This is a genomic window from Streptomyces sp. NPDC045899 (assembly GCF_056431485.1).
This window is the reverse complement of record NZ_JBWKKP010000011.1, coordinates 105968-126191: the sequence shown is the minus strand read 5'-3', so window position 1 is coordinate 126191 and position 20224 is coordinate 105968. Positions and strand designations below refer to the sequence as shown.

The following is a 20224-nucleotide window of genomic DNA, read 5'->3' as shown; positions in this document are numbered from 1 at the left end:
CAGCCGCCGCTGGTCAGCGGACCGATCGTGATCTACCGTCGTCGCCCATGGGTACCAGTTGCACCATGAAAGAGTCGGCGTGACTCCGTGGGAGATGGCCGCCGTCTTCGCGGCGGGCACCGGCGCGGGGGCCATCAACACCGTCGTCGGCTCCGGGACACTGATCACCTTCCCCGTCCTGCTCGCCACCGGTCTGCCGCCCGTCACCGCCACCGTCTCCAACGGGCTGGGGCTGGTCCCCGGCTCCATCAGCGGCGCGATCGGCTACCGCAAGGAGCTCACCGGCCAGCGCCGCCGCATCCTGAAGCTCTGTTCGGCCGCCGTCATCGGCGGTCTCGCCGGGGCCACGCTGCTGCTGGCGCTGCCCAGTACGGCCTTCGAGACGATCGTGCCGGTGCTGGTGGGCCTGGCGCTGGTGCTCGTGATCCTCCAGCCGAGGATCAGCCGGGCGGTACGCGAACGCCGTGAGAGAGCGGGCGGCCCGGTCCACCAGGACGGCGGACCGCTGCTCTTCATCGGCCTGACGCTGGCCAGCGTCTACGGCGGCTACTTCGCGGCGGCCCAGGGGATCATCTACATGTCCCTGATGGGAATGCTGCTCGACGAACCCCTGCAGCGCCTCAACGCGGCCAAGAACGTCTACGTGGCCGTGGTCAACTCGGTCGCCGCGGTCTTCTTCCTCTTCGCCGCCCACTTCGACTGGACGGCCGTCGCCCTGATCGCGGTCGGCTCCGCCCTGGGCGGTCAGATAGGGGCCGCGGTGGGCCGCCGGTTCAGTCCCAGGGTCCTGCGCGCGCTCATCGTCACGGTGGGCACCGTGGCGATCGTCCAGCTGGTGGCGCGGTAGCCGCCGCACCGCGGACCGCGGCGGTCATCGCCGAAGGGCCCTGACGGCATGATCGCCGCCGGGGCCTCTGCACCGGCCATGGCCCCGGGGGGGACGGGCCACGGCCGTGTCCTCACCCGGCCCGGCAGTCGCCCCACACCCGCGCCATCTCGGCCGGGATCTGCTTGACGGCCTTGCAGCCCTCGGCCAGCTCCAGCGCGCCGGACGCGAGGTAGGACCAGTTGCCGCCGGTGGAGCTGAAGTACTTCATGGTCGCCCCCTCGTCCTGCATGCCGACCGCCTCCTTCTCCGAGTGGCCCGCCGTCAGCGAGAACGTGGTGCCCGCGTAGCGCGTGCCGCCGCACTGGCCGTAGTAGAAGCTGCCAGGGGTGGGCTTGACGTGCTGGAACTGGGGGAACGAGCGCGAGTACGCGGCCTTCACCGCCGCCTTCACCTCGGCTGTCGCCGTCAGGCTGCGACAGGCGGAGCCACCGCCACCGGCGGGGTCCTTCTCCCCGGGAGCCACCTGGGAGTCCTGGCCGGAGCCGTCCTGGCCGGAATCGGAGCCGGATTCCTTGCCGGACGCGCCCTCGGACGAGGAACCCTTCGCGGAGGAGTCCTTGCCGGAGGAGTCGTCGCCGCTGCAGGCGGACAGGGTGGTCAGCACCCCGGTCAGCAGTGCGGCGGCGATCCAGCTTCGGGAACGGGAAGTCATGGGGGGGAACCTCGTTCATGATGGCGGCCGGGCACGGGCCCGGCCTTGCGTTCGACGATCGGGACTCGGCGGATAGGCCGGTCCGGGCCGCTGAGGCGACCTGCCAGATACACGCGCGGGGCGCGTGAAGGTTGCCTGGGTCCGCAGAAGAATTTCCGGCCCGCTCCCGGGGCCGTCCCCGAGCCCGCTCCCGAGCCCGTGCGCAACGCTCGGCGCACGACCCTCAGCGCACGATGAGCGAGGAGACCAGCCGCTCGGCCCGGCCCACGTCCCGCTGGCCGAGCCGGTAGGCACGGATGCTCAGCTCATGGCGGGGGATCCACCACAGCCGGGCCGTGAAGACCTGGCCACTGGCGCACGTCACACGCCACGCCCGGTAATGGGCCCGCAGGCCGGAGACCTTCAGGGTGGACCGGTCCTTCAGACGGCTGGTCCGGATCGCGTCGAACGGGGCCGGCTTCCCGCTCCCGGTCCAGCAGAACGGCTGCGCCTGCCAGCCGTCGTCCTGGTCCACGGCCTCGCTCTGGTCCCCGGTCCGCGTGGCGATCTGGATACCCCTGGACTGACAGTGGTCCATGTCGTGCGGGACACCGGGCGGCTGGACACACGCCTGGACGCCCCGGTCGGGCTGCCAGACCGTCCAGCCCCGGGGCACCTCGAAACTCACCCCGTGCAGAGCGATCCGGCGGGCGGCGGGCGCCACCTGCCGGTGCCGCTCCTCATCGCCCCACCAGTGCGGAACGACGACCGCCATGACGAACAGGAGTAACGCGGCGGCCACCGCTCCCCCGGCGAGCAGCAGGGGCCGCGGCCGCCACCTCCGGCCCGTACGGGCCCGCGCGGGCCGGAGCCCTTCCGGCCGCAGCGACCCTCCGGTGACCCGCGCGGTCCGCGCCACCATGGCGGCCCGCAGCAGCTCCTCCAGGTCCCCGGTCCCGGTCGTCCCGGATGTCTGCCGTTCCACCGGACCCTCCCCAGGCTCCACGCCGGTCATGACTCCATCCGCTTGCGCAGCGCGGCCAGGGACCGGTGGGCCATCGACTTCACGGCTCCCCTGGAGATGTCCATCGCCTCGGCCATCTCGGCTTCCGACAGCCCCGCCCAGTACCGCAGCACCAGGACCTCACGCTGCCGGGGAGCCAGTCCGCGCAGCGCCGCCAGCACCTCACGGTGTTCGGCCGCCAGCAGCACGGTGTCCTCCGCGCAGTCCGCGTGCCGCTGCGGGTCCGGCCGGAACGCGTTGGCCACCGGGCGGCGCCGCAGCACCGACCGGGCCCGGTTGACCACGGCCCGCCGCAGATACGGCAGGGCGCTCCTGCCGTCGTCCAGCACCCGCCATCGGCGGCACACCGCCGTGAACACGTCCTGCACCACGTCCTCGGCCGTCGCCTGATCGCCCACGAGCAGCACCGCCAGCCGCACCAGGGACAGCCGGTGCGTCCGGTACAGATGCCCGAGGGTCTCCCCCCGGGCCGCCGCGGCCCCGGTCTCCCCGGGCCGCAGCGTCACCAGACCGACGTCCTCGCCGCCCCTGGTCTGTGACAGGACGGTCACACCCAGTCGGAAGCGTCCCCGGGGCAGCCACCACCCGGCTGCCGCGCGCGGGACTCCCCGCCTGTGACCGAACAGCCATACCCCGTGCATCCGGCGACCCTAGGCAGCTCAAGATCGTGCCGATAGAGCAAGAACCACTAGTCCCTGCCGGAGGGCGGCGCAGTATAGGCGGAACCTGCTCTTCCGTCGCCGACGCATCTCACACCGCCACAAAGGCATCGGGGCCGCAAACGGATTTCGTCTACGGGCCGTCGGCGGTCACAATCAGCGAGGCGACCCTCTCCGTTCCCCCGCACTCGTACGCAGGTGATCAGGGTGGGCGCCTTCGGATGTGAGAAGGAGATGAGCTCCCAGCGAGGAGGCACGTAGTTGGAAGGAAGGCTGGCCATGACACTGGACGCACGTGACGAGGTGGAGCGGTTCATCCTGGGTGACCGGTTCGCCTGCCTGGCGGGACGCTCCGCCTGGCGCAAGGGTGGTATCACCCATCGTCACTACGACCTGATGGGATCCGAGGATTCGGCCCGGCTGATGGCACTCGATCTCGCGGACTTCGTGGGCGGGGCTGACTGGAGCGCCCGGTCGTTCACGAGTTTCATCGCGACGTTCGAGCAACCGCGCGGGGTGTCCGAGCTGCGGTTCGAGGAGCTGCTGTGGGAACACCTCCAGGCGCTGCACGAACAGGACGCCCGGTCCTATCACTGGGCAGAGGGCTATTCCTCCGATCCGCAGGCCCAGGAGTTCGCCTACAGCGTTGCCGGTCATCCCTTCTTCGTCATCGGTCTCCATGAGACCCACCGCCGCTGGGGCCGCCGTCCTCCCTTCCCGATGCTGGCCTTCAACTCCCATGAGCAGTTCGACCGCATCAAGGGCGCCAACATGTGGGACCGGCTCGCGGAGAAGATCCGCAAGCAGGACATCCAGCTCCAGGGCGACATAAACCCCAACCTGCTCGAGTACGAGCAGCTCTCCGAGGCCCGCCGCTACTCCGGCCGCCCGAAGCCCGCGGACTGGCAGTGCCCGTTCGCGGCCCGCGAGGGCGAGCGCGAGCCCGCGCTGCTGGGACCCGCTCCGGCCTGACCCCGGCCCGACCCCGGGAGCCCTTCCGCTCCACACACCCGCCGATGCCCCGGCAGCCGCTTTCCGGCTGCCGGGGCATCGGTCTTTCCGAAAGGTCATCGCTTCCCCGGCAGACCGGTTGGGTCAACGATGTGGCCGGTTGCGTCAATGACATCGGTGAAGGATTTTTCTAGTTTCCTCGCAGAGGACGAGCACCGGCCGAGGGAGCACAGAAGTCCATATGAGCGTGTACCAATCGGTGGCCTTGCCCGGCTTCGACAGCGACCAAGCGCTGCTGTGGTCCACACACACAGCGGAAGCCACTCGCTTCCGCAAGCTCTACCTCCGGCACTGCCGGGCGGCCTTCGCCTATGCGGCATGCTGCACCGGTGGTGACCGCAATCGCAGCCGGGCCCTTGTGAAGCAGGTGTTCACCCAGCTCCGGGCACTGCTGTCCGCACCGCGCGACACCCTCCGCCCCGAATCCGTTCGCGCCTTTCTCCTGCATCGCATCCGTCATGAGGCTGCCCGGCGCTGCGGCCACAGACGGGCCGGACGGCGGATACCGTTCGCGGGCTGGGTGGCGGACGGCTGCCCATGGCCCGCGGAGAACGCGGCCCAATTATCGCAGTCCTTCCACCAATTGTCCGCCACAGATCAGACGCTGCTGTGGCACACGACGGCGGAGGACGAGAAAACCCCGCTGGTGTCCGCCATTTCGGGGGTGGACCGGAATCTCCTTCCCGGCGCTTCCCTACTGGCCCGCAGTCGATTGCGCGACCGCTATGCCGAACTCCTCATCGCCACCCTGGGAAACAGCGTGTGCATGGAGGAGATGTCCCGGCTGTTCCAGGGGCGCGGGGACGGACTGACCGACGCCCATCATTCCGGCTGCGACCGGTGCACCCGGACCCTCCACCGCATCGCGGGGTTCGACGCCACCGTCGCCCGGCAACTGCCGCTGGCCGTCCTCGGCTGGTGGCCGGGGCGGCAGTACTTCCGGCAGAAAACGGTGGGCCGGACTCCCTGGGCCGATATCGCCATGGTCATGAGCGCGACCCTGGTGCCGCCCTCCCCGGCACCGCACGCCGCGCAGTCCCTTCCGGGGACCGACAGACGGCTGGGCGCCCCGCGCACCGTGGACCGCAAGGCGTGTCTGGGCCTCGCCGCGGCGGGCCTGGTGGTCGGCATGGGGGCGGGCTACACCCATGACCTCCTCAGCGGCCAGCAGCGGACGGACATGCTCGAGCACGCGAACTGCTCCGGCGACGACTCCACCCATGGGTGATCGCCCCCACGAGCCCGCGTCGCGCTCGAACCCCAGCGACGCGGCCACGTTCCCGAGGATCCGCTCCGGCGAGATACGGCTGTTCGACCTGCTGGCGAGCCGCCACTACCCGGCGGTGCTCTGCTACGCGCGCTGCTGCGTCCAGGACGACGCATCCGCCCGCGCGCTGGCGCAGCAGGCGTTCGCCGACCTGCTGGGCGCCATCCACACGGTCGAATCCGTCTTCCGCGACCGCTATATGGGCTGTGTCCGGCTCCATCTGCTCGACCGGGTCCGCCACGCGGCGGTCAAAGTGGCTTCACGCAATCCCGCAGTGGCCTCTCCCGGATTCCGGACCTGGGTCGCCCAGGGCGCCCTCTGGGAACTCCCGGAAGGCATCGATCTCAACCGCGCCTTCATCGCTCTGCCCGCCGTCGAACAGCGTTTACTGTGGCATGGATTGATCGAATCGGACAGTGCGGAACTCGCCTCCCAGGTGACCGGAATTCCCCGGAGCGCGCTCATGGACGCCTACAGAAGCGCACGCGACACGTTCGTCTCCACCGCCGGCCTCGACCGCCTGGAAGAGCCGGACCGGTATGCGTACCAAAGCCTTCCGCCCGCACTGCTGGGCTGGTGGCCGGGGGCCGCGTACCTCCATCTCAAGAATGCGGGCTACGGAACGAGTCCGCCACCGCCCTCTTCACCCGGCGGCCGTTCCGTCGCGTATCTGGTGTACACCCTCTCCTGCGCGGTCGGAACGCTGGTCGGAATCGCGGCCGGGAACGTGCTGCCCCACCTCGGCCACTAGGGCTTTCCCCCAGGTTGACCCCATGGCTGACAAACTGTTGACTGCGCCGGATGTCCGACCCCATGAAACCGTCTGTCGCGGCCAGTTACGCTCAGGCGGTGGCCGATGAATTTCCCGCCTCCGCGGAGTCCCTGCCCCAGCCGCTGTCCGAGGAGCGCATCGCGTGCACGTCCGTTCGTGAACTGTGGCTCGCCATCCTGGAGGACACGGGAAATCCCCACGCCGGGGTCGACTTCGGCATCCGGCGCCGTCCCAGCGCCCTTCATGTGGTCGGCCACCTCGTCATGAACTGCGCGACCCTCGCCGAGGCGGCGGAGGTCGGCATCCGGTACCAGTCACTGGTCAACGAGGCGGGGAGGTTCAGCCTCGCCAGCGAGCGGCAGTACACCCGGCTGCTGTACGAGGTGCCGCCCGCACCGGTCGAGCCCCAGCAGGTGGAAGCGGGGCTCGCCGGGATCATCACCGCCGCGCGCTGGGTGACCGGTCCGGGATGGTCACCCGGCTCCGTCTCCTTCGCCCACCCCTGCGGCGGGGACCCCGCCCACTACGCCGAGGTCTTCGGCTGTCCGGTGCTCTTCGAGCGTCCCCGCTACGAGATCGTCGTTCCGACGGCGGACGCCCACCGGCAGTGGAACCCGACGGACCCCGCGCTCACCGCCCTGCACCGCCGCCACGCGGACGCGTTGCTGGCGCAGCTCCGGCGCCAGGAATCGGTGGCCAACCGGGCCAGGGCGATACTCCAGACGTCCGACCTGCGCGGCATCCGCGCCCAGGACATCGCGGCCCTCCTGCAGATCAGCGAACGGACGTTACGCCGCGCGCTGAGCGACGAGAACACGTCGTGGCGAGAGCTGCTGGACGCCGTGCGGCACGAACGGACGCGGGAACTGCTCAGCACGACCTCATGGACGCTGGAACGCATCGCCCATGAGGCCGGCATGAGCGGCGCGGCCTCGTTCGTCCGCGCGTTCACCCGCTGGGAGGGCGTCTCCCCCGGCGCCTATCGCCGCGAGGCGTAGCCGAGGAAGGCGGTCCACGCGGCCGGGGTGACGGCCAGCCGGGGCCCGTCGGGCACCTTGGAATCGCGGATCTGGATGCTGCCGCAGGGGTCGGCGGCGACCTCGACACAGTCGGGGCCTTCGTTGCTGCTGTAGCTGCTCTTGATCCACGCGACCTCGACGCAGTCGTTGCTGTTGCTGGCGCTGTAGCTGCTCTTGATCCACTCGTCGGGCTTGAGGGTCATGTCTCTCCCCGCAGTTTCTCGATGAAGGCCAGAGACTCACGCGGTGTGAGGGCCTGCGCCCGGATGATCCCATACCGCATTTCAAGGATCTGGACCTCCTTGGGATTGGAGATCACGCGACTGGTGAGCGGAGCTTCGGAGTAGCCCACCGTCGCACCGTCGTTGAGCTTCAGCACGCCCAACTCGCCGCCCATGCCAGCGTGATCCTCACGGATGGTCGGCATCACCTGGATCTCGACGTGCCGCAACTGGCCGAGTTCCAAAAGGCGTTCCAGCTGCCGCTGCAACACCATCTTGCCCCCAAGCGGGCGACGCAACGTCACCTCCTCTTGGACAAACGCCAACATGACCCGGGGTCGACGCTCAAAGATCTCCTGCCTGGCCAGTCGTGCGCCTACGTAGCGCTCAATCTCGTCTTCCGTGAAAGACGGTCGTCGCATCTCGTACAGCGCACGGGCGTACTCCTCTGTCTGTAGCAAGCCGTGCATGTTGTGGTTGCCGTACCCACCCAACTCAACGGCCTCATCTTCCAACTTCGCCAGATCCCGAACCTTCTTCGGGTACCGCGCCTCCGCGACATCCTTCTTCATCGCCGAGATCTTGCCGCTCGCCCCCAGGACCTCGTCCGCCTTGTCCAGGAACCCCGGGCTGGGGATCCGCCGGGCCCGTTCGACGGCCGAGACCTGTTCCTCTCCGTAACCGATCGCGGCCCCCAGTTCGGCCTGTTTCAGCCCGGCCGCCTCCCGCCACAGCTTGATCTGACGACCGACGGCCCGCAGTACGGCCGCACTCTCTTCGTCCTCCATACCGGCCCACTCCCAACGTCATCCGGACATGGCCGGGCGACGGGCGGACAGTCACCGCCCGTATTCCCGTGGCTACTTTTCAGCCTAGGCACAGACGGCCACTCTGAGTGACGTGAGCCAACAAATCACTCGAACCGACACCTCCGTTTCGCACTTCACCGTGCTGCTCTCCGCCACCCGCAAAGGCGCCCGGCTCGGTCGGTTAATGGCCTCCGAACGGCTTGTCACCTGGGGTCTGCCGGTGGAGAACGCGGCGCTGATCATCGCCGAGCTGACCGCCAACGCGGCCCTCCACGGCCGCGTTCCGGGGCGGAACATCCGGCTGACGCTCAAGGTCACCGGGGACACCCTCCGCATCGAAGTGCGGGACGCCTGTACGGACCGGCTGCCCGCCGTGCGCCGGAGGCCGGAGGAGGAGGGGCCGGGCGAAGGTGGTCACGGGCTGTTGCTCGTCGAGGAGCTGGCCGACCGCTGGGGCATCACCCCGGGGCTGGTCGGCAAGACGGTGTGGGCCGAGCTGACCCCGGGGAGCCGGTGATCACCACGGCTCACTGACCTCCGCCACCGCCTCGCGGACGTCCGGGTGCGGATCGTCGGCGAGGCCGTCCAGCAGGGCGGTGACGCCGGGGGTGGTCCAGCGGCCGACCGTCCAGACCAGCTCCTCCCGCACCGTGGGGTCGGGATGGGCGGCGAGAGGCGCCAGTTGGCCGAGCGGGCCGCGCCGGCGCCCGGAGAACCAGTGCAGGATCTCCCGCAGCACCGAGGGGTCTCCGGGGTCGCCCGCCTCGGTGATGCGGGCGAGCAGCACCCTGGTCGGCGGCGGCGGGCCGTCCAGCGGGTGCGGCAGCCGTTCGCGCAGCCGCCGCGATCCGTACTCGCCGCGCACCCGGCAGCCGTTGCAGGTGCAGGGGCGGACGCCGTGGGCGTCGGGGCGGTAGCGCCAGCCGACGACCTGGGGCGCGCTGCGGACGCGGTGTATCTCGCGCGAGCGGATCGCCCGGGGGACGAACACCTCCCAGCCGCGCGAGTCGTCCAGCGCGGCGATCCGCCGGACCGCCTCGGCCGCCGGGACGGTCTCCTGGGCGTCGCGCGCCCGGTCGCGGTAGTGGCCGACCAGGACCGGCTGGGCGTCGTCCAGCCGGACGTGGACGGCGACCAGCCCGCCCCTGCTGCCGGACCGGCCCAGCTCGCGCAGCCACTGGTGGGTGAGGGTGTACGACGGCAGCACCGGGAAGCAGTACACCCCGCGCGCACCGCCCTGGCCGTGCGCGGACGCGCGGACCCCGGAGCGCCGGACGCGCGGCGCGTTGGCCGCGGAGGTCAGGTGGACGAACATCGCCATGGCGTCACCCTCTCAGGCCGCCGTGTCGAGGAGGACCCGGGCCAGCTCACGGGGCTGGGAGAACATCGGCCAGTGGCCGGTGTCCATCTCGACCAGCGCCCAGCGGTCGCTCGCCAGCAGCCGGGCCGCGTCGGGGCCCGGCTCGGGGCCGTCCAGGAGGCATTTGACGTACGTCGCCGGGAGGCCGCCGAGGGAACGGGCGAGGGCGGCGGGCTCGGTGAGGCTCGCGCCGGGGTGCGGGGTGGAGCCGGTGACGATACGGGTGATCTGCTCGTCGGTGAGGCCCTGCCCGGCGAAGTCACCGGCGCCGGGCGGGGCCCAGAAGCCGTCGTGGGCGGCGCAGGACGCCTCGACGGTCGACCGCCCGTCCGGCCAGCTCATGACGAACGACTCGCCGTCCACGGGGACGTTGGCGTCGACGAAGACCATCCGGGCCAGCCGGCCCCCGATCCGCTCGGCGGCCTGGCCGACCGGGATCCCGGCGTAGCTGTGGCCGACGAGGATGACATCCCGCAGGTCACGGCGCTCGATCTCGTCGACGATGTCCCGGACATGCGTCTCCTGTCCGGCCGGTACGCCCTGCTTGTCGGCCAGTCCGGACAGCGTGAGCGGATGCGCGCCGTGCCCGGCGGCGCGCAGCTCGGCCACCACGTCGTCCCAGGCCCACGCGCCGAGCCAGGTCCCTGCCACGAGTACGTATTCAGCCATGTCGGCAACGTAGCGCGTGGCTCCGACAACCGGGGTGACCCCGGGCCCGGGTTGTCGGCGGCGGATGCTGGAATGCCGTCATGGACGCCGCCACGGACCCGAAGACCACCCTCGCCGCCCTGCGCGACTTCTGCGCCCGGGGGCTCGGCCCGGAGCTCGCCGGCCGCTTCGTCGACCTCGCCCGGCCTGGTTTCGCGCTCACCGAGGCCGCTCCCGGGGAAACCGGCCACAGCCGGTTCGGCGGGCGGGCGATGCTCGAACCGGGCACGCCCTGGCCGATGTGCGAAGGCGTTCCGCTGAGCCTGTTCGCCGTCCTCGACACCGACGCCCTGGCACCCTGGCTCGACGGTGTGCTCCCGGCGGGGACGGGCCTGCTCAACTTCTTCTATCTGGACGTGGAGTCCGAGCGGCACGACCCCGGGGCCTGGGAGCCGTTCTCCCGGTACGGCCCCACCGACCCCCGGCTGAGCAGGGTGGTCGCGGCCCGTTCCGCGTACGCCGTCGCCGCCGAGGCACCCGCGCGGTCGACCGTCTTCGGCACGGTCGAGTGGGCGGTCACCCCCGGGTTCGCCTTCCCCGATGTCTGGGACCCGGCGTGGGACAAGCTCGACCTGGGGCCCGATGCCGACGACACGGCCAGGGCCATGCCGGACGTCTTCGTCCGCGACCGGCTCCCGGGATGGAAGGAGCGGCCGGGCGCACTGGACTCCGAGGACATCGCCTTCGGGCGGCCGGAGTTCCCGACCGGCTCCGCACCGCTGATGCCGTCCGGCGAGGACCCCGAGGACTATCACCACCTGCTCCAGCTGGGGCCGTACGCCGAGTGGCTGATCGGCGGCGACGGCGGCTGGATGCACTGGTCGATCCCCACCGGCGCGCTGCGCGCGGGCGATTTCGGCCGGGCGGTCCCCACCCCGGACTACTGGTGACGCCGGGGCGTCCGCGTCAGCGGACGGGGAAGCCGAAGGTGTAGCCCTGCTCCTTGAGCCACGGGAGGATCTGGCGCAGCGCCTCGACGGTCTGGCCGCGGTCGCCGCCCGCGTCGTGGAAGAGCACGGTCGGGCCGTTGTGGATCTCGTTCTTGACGGTGTTGACCATGGCGTCGGCGCCCGGCTTCTCGAAGTCCTTGGAGTCCACGTTCCAGCCCAGCGGCCGCATGCCCTGGGCTGCGGCGATCTGACGGCTGTACGGGGTGAACGCACCGCCCGGGGCGCGGTAGTAGAGCGGCTTGACGCCCCCGGACGCCTTGACGATCATCCGCCGGGCGTCGAGGACCTCCTTGGACTGGTAGGCGCGGGACTTCTTGTCCATCGAGGTGTCGTGCGACAGGGAGTGGTCGCACAGCCGGTGCCCGCCCGCGACGACCGCCTTCACCAGGTCCGGGTGGGCCTGTGCCTGCGGGCCCACCATGCAGAAGGTGGCCTTGGCCTTGTTGGCCTTGAGCACCTCCAGGACCTGCGGGGTCCAGTTCGGGTCGGGACCGTCGTCGATGGTGATGTTGACGCCCTTGGCGCCCTTCTCGGAGGCGTGCGCGATGTCCATGTTGACCAGGGGGTCGGGCAGTTTCGGATCCGGCTTCGAGGTCTGGCCCACGATCGGACGCGGCTTCGGGGCCGCGCTCGGCACCGACTCCACGGAACCGGCCTGGGCCGTCCACACGGCGGCGAGGGCGGTCGCCCCCGCCACACCCACGGCCGCCACCAGCGTCCGGCCGTTCGTCCCCATGATCCGGTGCCGTCCCATGTCCGCTTCGCTCCCCATGTCTCCTGTGCCGCTCTCGCACCCAGGAGGACGGAAACTCGGCGGGTTGGGATCCCTCTGTTACCTATCTCGCACAAACCTCATCAACGCCCCGTGTGTGAACGCATTGCCAAGTCGGCTGTGGGCTCTGCGCTAACGACGCCCCGGCGGCGGAACGGCACGGTGGATACGTACATTTCACGACTGAAACGGGGGAATCCCACCATGGCATCCATCCTCGCGCGCACCGCTGCCGCGGCGGGCGCCGCGGCCGTCCTCACGGCCCTGTTCACCTCGCCCGCCCTCGCCGACAACCACATGCCGGTCGCCCCCGACAACCACATGCCGGTCGCCTCGGCGGCGGCGCTTCCCAACGTCTCCTTCGGGTCCCGCGCCGACGCGGGCGGCGACGGCACCATCTGGGCCAAGGACCGCCATGGGAACGTCGTCGCCGAGGCCCACTGGCAGGCCGACCCGGGCGGCACCATGTACCCCAAGGGCGACACCCTGTACGTCTCCGACTTCATGGCCGACGGCCTCGGCGCGCGCGGTGAGGCGTCCGTCGGCATCAAGATCAGCACCAGTGGGTCCGGCGACCGCGTCCAGCGGACCAAGGACATCGCCGAGGGCAAGAAGCTCTACATCAACCTGTGCATGACCAACTCCTCGGGCACCCTGTGCTCGCCCGGTGAGAACGTGCGCGCCTGACACCACGCGCACCCGCGGAACGAAGGGGCCGTACCCGTCCGGGTACGGCCCCTTCTCCGTTCTGCGGGACGGCCGTCAGCCGTGGTTGACCACCGCGGACTGCGGCCGGATCGGCAGCCGGTTGACCGGGCGGCCGGTGGCGGCGCGGACGGCGGCGGCGACGGCGGCCGGGGAGGTGACGATGGGGACCGCACTGGCGGCCTTGGCCCCGAAGGGGGCCACCACATCGCGTTCCTCGACCAGTTTGACGATCCGGATCTCCGGGACGTCCAGGGCGGTCGGCAGGGCGTAGCCGGTGAGGTCCGGGTGCCGGACCACACCCCGGGAGGTGCGGAGGTTCTCGGTGAGGGCCGTGCCGATGCCGAAGGTGACACCGGACTCGATCCGGGCGCGGAGCTGGCGGGGGTTGAGCACCCGGCCGACGTCCTGGGCGATGGTCATGTCGACGACGCGGACGGCGCCGATCTCGATGTCCACGTCGACGACGCAGCGCACCGCGCAGTAGGCGAGGCCGACGAAGGCGTCGCCCTGGCCCGTTTCGTCCAGGGGTTCGGTGGGGTGGGGGCGGCACTGGGCGGTGGCCCAGAGCTCCTTGCCCTCCAGGGCCTCCTCGACGGTGGTGCTGAGCACCCCGTCATAGGAGGTGATCTTGCCGTCGGCGATGGTCAGCAGTTCGGTGGACATACCGAACTTATGGGCCAGCGGCTGGAGGAGCTGGGTGCGGACCATCTTGGCGGCGCGCTCGACGGCACCGCCCGAGACCCAGGTGTGACGGCCGCGCGAGGCGGGCCCGGCGGGGGGCTGGTCGGTGTCGACGGGGGCCACGTGGACCTCCTCGATACCGAGGACGTCCTGCACGATCTGACGGGCCAGGGTGGTGAAGCCCTGGCCGGTCTCGACGGCGGCGCAGATGACGGTGGCGACGGGACCGGTGACCTTGACGGTGGCGGTGGAGACCTCGTCGGTGCCCTCGGCGCCGAGCATATGGACCATGCCCAGCGCGTAACCGACGCCGCGGCGCACGGCGGACGGGTCGCCCGCGCCCTCGGCACCGCCGGGCAGCAGCCACTCCTCCTCGGGGTCGTCCTTGGGGAGCGGCGGCAGCGGGGCCTCCCGCACGGCCTCCAGCAGTTCGGCGACCGGAGCCGGACAGGTGACGGTCTGTCCGGTCGGCAGCAGATCGCCGGTGGTCATGGCGTTGCGCAGCCGGAGCTCGGCGGGGTCGATGCCCAGCTTGGCGGCCAGCTTGTCCATCTGGCCCTCGTACGCGGCGCACACCTGCATGGCGCCCTCGCCGCGGACATGGCCGGAGGGCGGGTTGTTGGTGCGCACCGCCCAGCCCTCGATGAAGGCGTGCGGAACGACGTAGGGGCCGCAGGCGAAAGAGACGGCGGCGGCGAGCGAATCGGCGGAGGAGTCCGCGTAGGCGCCCGCGTCCAGCAGGATCTGGGCCTCGATCTTCACCAGCCTGCCCTCGGCGTCCGCGTGGTGGCGGTAGCGCAGCAGGGTGGGGTGGCGGTGGGGGTGGCCGAGGAAGGACTCCTCGCGGGTGGCGGCGAGTTTGACGGGGTGGCCGGTGCGCAGCGCGAGCAGCCCGAGCGGCAGCTGCATCCCGGGGTCCTCGCGCTCACCCATCGCGCCGGGCACCCCGGTGACGACGACCTTGACGCGCTCGGGCTCCAGACCGAAGCAGGCGGCGGCGAGGTCGCGGTCGGCGTGCGGATCGGTGGAGGCGGTGTAGATCTCCACACCGCCGTCGGGGCGCGGTACCGCGAGGCCCGCCTCGGCGCCGATGGGGGCCGGGTCCTGGCGGCCGATCCGGTACAGACCCTCGACGATCACCTCGCCGACGACGTCGGGGTCGCCGAAGCTCAGCGGGATGTGGCGGACCAGATTGCCGTCGGGGTGCAGCGGCTCGGCGGCGAACGCCTGCTCGGGGTCGGTGACCGGGTCCAGCACCTCGTACTCGACGGCGATGGCGGCCGCGGCGAGTCGGGCGGTGTCGGGGTGGTCGGCGGCGACGGCGGCGATCGGCTCGCCGTGGTGGCGGACGACGTCCTTGGCGAAGACCGGGCGGTCGGCGATCCGGCGGCCGTGGGCGGCGTCGCCGGGCACGTCGGTGTGGGTGACCACCGCGTGGACACCGGGCATCCGGGCGGCCTGGGCGGTGTCGATGGAGACGATGCGGGCGTGCGGATGCGGTGAGCGCAGCACGGCGGCCCACAGCAGCCCCTCGGCCCACAGGTCGGCCGCGTACGGGAAGGTGCCCGAGGTCTTGGCCACCGCGTCGTGCGCGGGCAGCGAGATCCCCAGGCCCATGGAGGGCGGCGGGGGCTGGACGGGGGTACCGGCGGCGGGGGTGGCGGTGACGGCTCCGGCGCCGTCCGCGATTCCGGTCATGATGCCCTTCCGCTGCCGCTGCCGGTTCCGTTCGCGCTGCCGTCGCCGCCGGTCCCGTGCGGGCCGGACTGGTGCGGAATGCGGGCCCCGTCCTGGGCGGCGGCCCCGTCCTCGGCGTCCTCGGCCGCGGCCTCGTCGGCCGCCTCGCGGGCGGCGACGACCTCGCGCACCGCGTCGACGACCGGGCGGTAGCCGGAGCAGCGGCAGAGGTTGCCGCAGATGGCCTGGCGGGTCTCCTGGTCGGTGGGGGCGTGGTTGCCCTCCAGCAGGTCGTGCACGGTCATCGCGAGACCGGGTACGCAGAACCCGCACTGCACGGCGCCGCATTCGGCCAGGGCACGCTGGACGTCGGAGGGCCGGCCGTCCACGGACAGCCCCTCGACGGTGCGGACCTCGGAGCCCGCGGCGGTGGCGGCGGGCACCAGGCAGGACGCGACCAGCCGGCCGTCCACCTGGACCGAGCAGGCCCCGCACTCGCCCTGGGAGCAGCCGTCCTTGGCCCCGGCGAGGCCGAGCCGCTCGCGCAGCACGTAGAGCAGGGACTCACCGATCCAGGAGTCGGTCACCGGGCGGTCCGCGCCGTTGACGTGGAGGACGTACGACGCCTGCGGGTGCTCGCTGTGGAGCGGGTCCGGCTCGGCGTCCGCCGCCGGGGCGTCCCGCTCCGGGTCACCGGACTCCGGGTCGGACGGGGCATCGGCCGGAAGGGGCTCGGCGGGGGCGTCAGCGGCCTCGGGGGCGTCCTCCGGGGTGCCGTCCGGGTCCTCGTCGGACGCGGCCGTCCCGGGCGCTTCCCCGGACTCGGTGAACTCGTCCCCGGCCGCGCTCCGTTCCCGGTCCCCGGCGCCGTCGGCCTCGGTCCCGGGCTGCGGGGCGGTGGTGTCCGCGGTGTCACCGGCGGGCGCCTCGGTCACGTCCTCGGGGGCCGGGTGCGGGGCGTGGCCGAGGGCGTCCCGGCCGTGGCTGTCCCCGGCGTGCGTCTCCCCGGTGAACTCGCCCTGCCGGCCGCGCTGCTGCGGAAGGCCGGGGGCCGGGCTGCCGTGCGGCGGGGTGCTGCGGCCGCCGTGCTCGGGGGCCGCCGGGTACGCGCCGGAGTCACCGGGCACGGGCCAGTCGTCGACCGGTGCGTCGGGAACGGGGCTGCCGTGGGGCGGGGTGCGCAGACCGGTGTGGGCGCCCCCGGTCGGGAACTCGCCGGAGTCCCCGGCGGGGTACTCGCCGGAGTCCCCGGCGGAGCCGTGCCAGGTCCGCTCGGCGGCCGGGCCAGCCGCGGTGTCGTCCGCCACGCGGTCCCCGGTGCCGGGCATCCGCAGCGGACGGCGGGCGGGGGCCGGGCGCTGCGCGGCACGGCCCTCGGCCGCGTACTCGCCGGACGCGTCCGTGTGCTCGCCGTTCCCGGTGGCGCCCGGGCCCGGCCACTGACCGGTCCGGCCCTGCTGACCGGGCTGGTGGTCCGGCCGCGGTCCGGGCCCGGCGTCCGCGAACGGCATCCGCCACTCGGCGGTGGTCTGCTGATCGCGGGGACCGCCCGGGGCGCCGCCGTACGGCGGGGCGGCCGGGCCGGGGTGGTCGTCGACCCGGTACTCACCGGTCTCGTCCACCTCGTCGCCCGCGACCGGGATCGTCCACTGGCTGGTGTGCACCGGCGCACCGGTGCCGTCGTCGGAGGAGGCGGGCACCGGCCAGTCGTCCACCGGCTCCGCGCCCTGCACCGGCCAGTGACCGGTCTGCGGGGTCTGCGGGTCCTCGGCGGGCGCGGGCCACTGGTTCGCGTGGTGGGTGCCGTACGGGGCGGGGTGGCCGCCGTAGTAGCCGGAGCCGTCGGTGTCGGCACGGACGTCGGCGGGCATCGTCCACTGCCCGGTGGCGCCCGGGTCGTGGCCGCCGGGGCCGTGGCCGGGCGCGGGCTGCCACTGGCCGCCCTGCGAGGGCGCGTCGTGGCCGTCGTGTCCGCCGTGGCCGCCGGGCAGCGGCGGCGGGGTGTAGCCCGTGCCGGGCGCGGCGAGCGGGTCCCAGCCGGCGGAGGGGTCGGCCGGGTCCGGGAAGGCGTAGTCGGGCGGCAGCTGCACGAACGCCGTCGAGTCGGCGTCCCAGTCGGAGCCGTGCGGCATCGGCTGCCAGCCGCTCCCCGGTTCCGGCCGGTGCGGCTGCTGTTCGTCACTCACGCGAGTGCCCTCCCCAGTGCTCGGCGGGCCAGGGCTGCCACCGTACGCCTCAGGTGCAGTGCGGCGGGTGGCAGGGTGACCGGCTCTCCACCTTCCTCCGCCGGTGCCGGGTCGGGGATGCACGCGGCGGCGACGTACTCGCCGAAGGCCGTGGTGACCTGCGGGTCCAGAGGGCCGCGCGCACCGTCCCAGTCGATCAGCGAGGCGACCCAGCGCTCGGCCTCCAGCGGGCGCAGCGGCATCGGCGCGACCGCCCCGACCGCGCAGCGCACCCCGCGCCGGGCGGGGTCGAGTACGACGGCGACCGAGGCGGTGGCCCGCCCGGGGCCGGTGCGGCCGGTGGCCTTGAGGAAGATCTGCGGGGCGTGCAGCAGCGGAACCCGGACGAAGCCGACGAGTTCACCGGGGTGCAGCATCTCGACCCCGGCCAGCAGATGGCTCACCGGGATCTCGCGGCGGGAGCCCTCGGGCCCGGCGATGATGACGGTGGCCTCCAGGGCGGCCAGCACCGGCAGCGCGTCGCCGGTGGGGGCGGCGCTGACGATGTTGCCGCCGAGGGTGCCCGCGTTGCGGATCTGCGGTGGTCCGGCGGCCCGGGCGGCCGCGGCCAGCGCCGGGATCAGCGCGGCGAAGTCGGGGCGGCCCATCCGGGCGTGGGTGAGTCCGGCGCCGAGCAGGGCGTGTCCGTCCAGATAGCGCCAGCCGCGGATCTCGCTGATCCGGCCGAGGCCGACCAGTCCGGCGGGCCGCAGCAGGCCGGAGTTGACCGCGGCCATCAGATCGGTGCCGCCCGCGACGGGCACGGCGGCAGGCATGGCGGTCAGTGCCGCCACGGCCTCATCGAGCGAGCCCGGCAACGTCACCGTGTGCGCCGCCTGCGGTGCGTGCGTGGTCAACCCAGCTGCCCCTTCCCCGGTGTCCCGGCTGTTGCGCCGTACGGTACGTGCTGACAGCCCGGACGTGGCAACTCTGGCACATCTTCGGAGTCCGCCGTCACGAGGGTCCGTGATCCGTGGATCCGTCCCTGACCTGGGGGATGGTACGGGTTTATGGCGACGTCTCCGACCGGTGTGGATTGCCACGTTTCAGGGACCCTTGTACGACTTGGGCGTGTGCGGGGTCCACGGTGGCAGGGGCGGGGCGCCGGAGTGCGCCGCTTGCGGACGGCTCACACGATCGGGGGCGCTCCGTCGAGCGGACGTCCGAGGATGCCGGGGCGCCGCTGCCAGGGGTGGGGGCCGGTGGGCGGCCGGTAGCTCACGCCCAGCGCGTCCAGCCGCGCGTAGTGTTCCGTCATGCGTCCGGTGAACTCCGCGAAGTCCCGCTCGGACGGCGGCGGGAGGGCGGACCAGACGACCTCGGCGAAGGCGGCGAGGCGGGGAAAGGTCTGGTAGTCGACGCGGCGGCGGTCCTCCATCACCTCGGTCCAGACGTTGGCCTGGGCGCCCAGCACCCGGTCCGTCTCGTCCTCGCCGAGCTGCGGGGGAACCGGCTCGAAGCGGTAGACGTCCTCCAGGGTGCGGACGTAGCCGATGGGCGCCGGCTCGTCGTCGCCCGCCGCCTGCCGGTGGTCGAAGTAGACCTGTTGTTCGGGGCACATGACCACGTCGTGACCGGCGCGGGCCGCGGCGATACCGCCCGCGTAGCCGCGCCAGGAGGCCACCGCGGCGCCGGGCGCGAGTCCGCCGCCGCGCGCGGTGCCGCCCTCCAGGATCTCGTCCCAGCCGATCAGCCGGCGGCCGCGCTCCCGGAGCCAGAGCCCGAAGTGCCGGATGAACCAGCTCTGGAGCTCGTCCTCGTCCGCCAGGCCGAGGTCGCGGATGCGCGCCTGGGCGGCCGGGGACGCCTTCCACTGGTCCTTGGGGCATTCGTCGCCGCCGAGGTGCACGAAGGTACCGGGAAACAGTTCGAGCACCTCCTCCAGCACGTTCTCGTAGAACCGGAGCGTGTGGTCGGTGGGGGAGAGTACGTTCGGATTGGTGCGCCAGGTGGTGAGCACACCGAGCGAGGAGGTGTCGACGACGTCGGCGTTGCCCAGCTCCGGATAGGCGGCGATGGCGGCGCCCGAGTGCCCGGGGATGTCGATCTCGGGGACCACGGTGATGTGCCGCTCGGCGGCGTAGGCCACGATCTCGCGGATGTCGTCCTGGGTGTAGTGACCGCCGTGCGGGCGCGGATCCCACAGCGGGGAGGCGCGGTGGCCCAGTTTGGTGCGCGGCCGCCAGCCGCCGACCTCGGTGAGCTTCGGATAGCGGCGGATCTCCAGCCGCCAGCCCTGGTCGTCGGTGAGGTGCAGGTGCAGCACGTTGAGCTTGTGCGCGGCGAGCAGGTCGATATAGGCGAAGACCCCGTCCTTGGGCAGGAAGTGCCGTGCCACGTCCAGCATCAGACCGCGCCAGCGGAAGCGGGGCGCGTCCTCGACGCCGAGGGCGGGCAGCCGCCACTGGCGCCGGGCGGGGTCGACGGGTGCCCGGCGGAAGACCTCCGGGCCCAGGAGCTGACGGAAGGTCTGGGCGCCCCAGAAGACACCGGTCTCGCTGCCGCCCTCGATGACGGCTCCCCGGCCGTCCACCACGACGCGGTGGCCCTCGGCGCCGAGCCGCCGCTCCAGTCCGGGGTCCAGGCGCAGGACGACGTGCCCGCCGTCGCCCGCCGCGGCGTGGTGCGGCGCCAGCGGGAGGCCGGTGGCCGCGCCGACGGTGGCGCGCAGCCAGCGGGCCACCCGCTCGGTGCCGGGACGGGCCTCGATCCGGGTGTGCTCGTCGAGTACGTACCCCTCCCCGCCGCCGGGCCGGGTGGCCCAGCTGGTCCGCGGGGCCGGGATCAGACCGTGGGCGGGGGTCGGGGCGGGGTGGGGACCGGCGGGTCCGGGCATGGATG

Annotated in this window: 20 protein-coding genes; 8 read left to right on the top strand and 12 right to left on the bottom strand. The window is 72.4% G+C overall.

From position 1 onward, the window contains the following. Positions 1-79 precede the first annotated feature (79 nt). A complete protein-coding gene (locus AC07FT_RS18310; RefSeq protein ID WP_479177086.1) occupies positions 80-847 on the top strand; it encodes a sulfite exporter TauE/SafE family protein in 768 nt (255 codons plus the stop codon). Positions 848-959: 112 nt separating this feature from the next. Here the strand turns inward: AC07FT_RS18310 and AC07FT_RS18305 are convergent, their stop codons facing one another. The 3 genes from AC07FT_RS18305 to AC07FT_RS18295 all read right to left on the bottom strand — a co-directional run bounded on the left by AC07FT_RS18305 (position 960) and on the right by AC07FT_RS18295 (position 3095). After that, positions 960-1541, bottom strand: a complete 582-nt coding sequence (locus tag AC07FT_RS18305) for a hypothetical protein (protein WP_479177085.1) — start codon at positions 1539-1541, stop codon at positions 960-962. Between the two features lie 223 nt (positions 1542-1764). Next, on the bottom strand, positions 1765-2505 hold the full coding sequence (locus tag AC07FT_RS18300) for a hypothetical protein (RefSeq protein ID WP_479177084.1): 741 nt from the start codon (positions 2503-2505) through the stop codon (positions 1765-1767). A 26-nt stretch (positions 2506-2531) separates the two neighbouring features. Next, positions 2532-3095, bottom strand: coding sequence for an RNA polymerase sigma factor (locus tag AC07FT_RS18295; protein WP_479177083.1), 564 nt, complete (start codon positions 3093-3095; stop codon positions 2532-2534). A 387-nt stretch (positions 3096-3482) separates the two neighbouring features. Here AC07FT_RS18295 and gntA point away from each other — a divergent pair, with 387 nt between their 5' ends. From gntA to AC07FT_RS18275, 4 genes are all read left to right on the top strand, one after another. Then, the gene (gntA, locus tag AC07FT_RS18290) at positions 3483-4175 is read left to right on the top strand and encodes a guanitoxin biosynthesis heme-dependent pre-guanitoxin N-hydroxylase GntA (RefSeq protein ID WP_471203134.1); all 693 of its coding nucleotides are present in this window, start codon (positions 3483-3485) and stop codon (positions 4173-4175) included. Between the two features lie 220 nt (positions 4176-4395). Further along, positions 4396-5442, top strand: coding sequence for a hypothetical protein (locus AC07FT_RS18285; protein ID WP_479177082.1), 1047 nt, complete (start codon positions 4396-4398; stop codon positions 5440-5442). Then, positions 5435-6232: an RNA polymerase sigma factor gene (locus AC07FT_RS18280; RefSeq protein ID WP_479177081.1), complete on the top strand. Its 798-nt coding sequence runs from the start codon at positions 5435-5437 to the stop codon at positions 6230-6232. The genes AC07FT_RS18285 and AC07FT_RS18280 overlap by 8 nt, the downstream gene beginning before the upstream one ends. 98 nt (positions 6233-6330) lie before the next feature. After that, a complete protein-coding gene (locus AC07FT_RS18275; RefSeq protein ID WP_471203140.1) occupies positions 6331-7251 on the top strand; it encodes an AraC family transcriptional regulator in 921 nt (306 codons plus the stop codon). Here the strand turns inward: AC07FT_RS18275 and AC07FT_RS18270 are convergent. Next, entirely contained in the window at positions 7233-7475 is a 243-nt protein-coding gene (locus AC07FT_RS18270) for a DUF397 domain-containing protein (RefSeq protein ID WP_479177080.1), read from the bottom strand. The two genes, AC07FT_RS18275 and AC07FT_RS18270, sit on opposite strands and share 19 nt — an antisense overlap. Then, positions 7472-8281: a helix-turn-helix domain-containing protein gene (locus AC07FT_RS18265; protein WP_479177079.1), complete on the bottom strand. Its 810-nt coding sequence runs from the start codon at positions 8279-8281 to the stop codon at positions 7472-7474. The genes AC07FT_RS18270 and AC07FT_RS18265 overlap by 4 nt, the downstream gene beginning before the upstream one ends. Positions 8282-8393: 112 nt before the next feature. On the opposite strand from AC07FT_RS18265, the gene AC07FT_RS18260 reads away from it, so the two are divergent. Next, the gene (locus AC07FT_RS18260; RefSeq protein ID WP_479177078.1) at positions 8394-8819 is read left to right on the top strand and encodes an ATP-binding protein; all 426 of its coding nucleotides are present in this window, start codon (positions 8394-8396) and stop codon (positions 8817-8819) included. On the opposite strand, the gene AC07FT_RS18255 is transcribed toward AC07FT_RS18260, so the two are convergent. Further along, on the bottom strand, positions 8820-9623 hold the full coding sequence (locus tag AC07FT_RS18255) for a HEAT repeat domain-containing protein (protein WP_479177077.1): 804 nt from the start codon (positions 9621-9623) through the stop codon (positions 8820-8822). It lies immediately after the preceding gene. Positions 9624-9635: 12 nt separating this feature from the next. After that, positions 9636-10331, bottom strand: coding sequence for an alpha/beta fold hydrolase (locus AC07FT_RS18250; protein ID WP_479177076.1), 696 nt, complete (start codon positions 10329-10331; stop codon positions 9636-9638). 80 nt (positions 10332-10411) lie between these two features. On the opposite strand from AC07FT_RS18250, the gene AC07FT_RS18245 reads away from it, so the two are divergent. Beyond that, positions 10412-11260, top strand: coding sequence for a DUF1963 domain-containing protein (locus AC07FT_RS18245; protein ID WP_479177075.1), 849 nt, complete (start codon positions 10412-10414; stop codon positions 11258-11260). A 16-nt stretch (positions 11261-11276) separates the two neighbouring features. Here the strand turns inward: AC07FT_RS18245 and AC07FT_RS18240 are convergent, their stop codons facing one another. Continuing rightward, positions 11277-12074: a polysaccharide deacetylase family protein gene (locus tag AC07FT_RS18240; protein WP_479177203.1), complete on the bottom strand. Its 798-nt coding sequence runs from the start codon at positions 12072-12074 to the stop codon at positions 11277-11279. 222 nt (positions 12075-12296) lie between these two features. Here AC07FT_RS18240 and AC07FT_RS18235 point away from each other — a divergent pair, with 222 nt between their 5' ends. Next, positions 12297-12779 (top strand): hypothetical protein, encoded by a 483-nt coding sequence (locus AC07FT_RS18235; protein WP_479177074.1) that lies wholly within the window; start codon positions 12297-12299, stop codon positions 12777-12779. A gap of 75 nt (positions 12780-12854) precedes the next feature. Here the strand turns inward: AC07FT_RS18235 and AC07FT_RS18230 are convergent, their stop codons facing one another. The 4 genes from AC07FT_RS18230 to AC07FT_RS18215 all read right to left on the bottom strand — a co-directional run bounded on the left by AC07FT_RS18230 (position 12855) and on the right by AC07FT_RS18215 (position 20219). Next, positions 12855-15179 (bottom strand): xanthine dehydrogenase family protein molybdopterin-binding subunit, encoded by a 2325-nt coding sequence (locus tag AC07FT_RS18230; protein WP_479177073.1) that lies wholly within the window; start codon positions 15177-15179, stop codon positions 12855-12857. Continuing rightward, positions 15176-17344, bottom strand: coding sequence for a (2Fe-2S)-binding protein (locus tag AC07FT_RS18225; protein WP_479177072.1), 2169 nt, complete (start codon positions 17342-17344; stop codon positions 15176-15178). The genes AC07FT_RS18230 and AC07FT_RS18225 overlap by 4 nt, the downstream gene beginning before the upstream one ends. Further along, positions 17341-18240 carry an FAD binding domain-containing protein gene (locus AC07FT_RS18220; RefSeq protein ID WP_479177071.1) on the bottom strand — a complete coding sequence of 300 codons (900 nt, stop codon included), beginning with the start codon at positions 18238-18240 and terminating at the stop codon, positions 17341-17343. The genes AC07FT_RS18225 and AC07FT_RS18220 overlap by 4 nt, the downstream gene beginning before the upstream one ends. A gap of 272 nt (positions 18241-18512) precedes the next feature. After that, the gene (locus tag AC07FT_RS18215) at positions 18513-20219 is read right to left on the bottom strand and encodes a beta-N-acetylhexosaminidase (protein ID WP_479177070.1); all 1707 of its coding nucleotides are present in this window, start codon (positions 20217-20219) and stop codon (positions 18513-18515) included. Positions 20220-20224: the final 5 nt, after the last annotated feature.

Excerpts from the sequence above, each read along its gene's own strand:
- AC07FT_RS18250 (WP_479177076.1), bottom strand. The coding sequence starts at position 10,331 with ATGGCTGAATACGTACTCGTGGCAGGGACCTGGCTCGGCGCGTGGGCC.
- AC07FT_RS18255 (WP_479177077.1), bottom strand. The coding sequence starts at position 9,623 with ATGGCGATGTTCGTCCACCTGACCTCCGCGGCCAACGCGCCGCGCGTC.
- AC07FT_RS18240 (WP_479177203.1), bottom strand. The coding sequence starts at position 12,074 with ATGGGACGGCACCGGATCATGGGGACGAACGGCCGGACGCTGGTGGCG.
- AC07FT_RS18230 (WP_479177073.1), bottom strand. The coding sequence starts at position 15,179 with ATGACCGGAATCGCGGACGGCGCCGGAGCCGTCACCGCCACCCCCGCC.
- AC07FT_RS18245 (WP_479177075.1), top strand. The coding sequence starts at position 10,412 with ATGGACGCCGCCACGGACCCGAAGACCACCCTCGCCGCCCTGCGCGAC.
- AC07FT_RS18285 (WP_479177082.1), top strand. The coding sequence starts at position 4,396 with ATGAGCGTGTACCAATCGGTGGCCTTGCCCGGCTTCGACAGCGACCAA.
- AC07FT_RS18280 (WP_479177081.1), top strand. The coding sequence starts at position 5,435 with ATGGGTGATCGCCCCCACGAGCCCGCGTCGCGCTCGAACCCCAGCGAC.
- AC07FT_RS18265 (WP_479177079.1), bottom strand. The coding sequence starts at position 8,281 with ATGGAGGACGAAGAGAGTGCGGCCGTACTGCGGGCCGTCGGTCGTCAG.
- AC07FT_RS18270 (WP_479177080.1), bottom strand. The coding sequence starts at position 7,475 with ATGACCCTCAAGCCCGACGAGTGGATCAAGAGCAGCTACAGCGCCAGC.
- gntA (WP_471203134.1), top strand. The coding sequence starts at position 3,483 with ATGACACTGGACGCACGTGACGAGGTGGAGCGGTTCATCCTGGGTGAC.
- AC07FT_RS18305 (WP_479177085.1), bottom strand. The coding sequence starts at position 1,541 with ATGACTTCCCGTTCCCGAAGCTGGATCGCCGCCGCACTGCTGACCGGG.
- AC07FT_RS18235 (WP_479177074.1), top strand. The coding sequence starts at position 12,297 with ATGGCATCCATCCTCGCGCGCACCGCTGCCGCGGCGGGCGCCGCGGCC.
- AC07FT_RS18215 (WP_479177070.1), bottom strand. The coding sequence starts at position 20,219 with ATGCCCGGACCCGCCGGTCCCCACCCCGCCCCGACCCCCGCCCACGGT.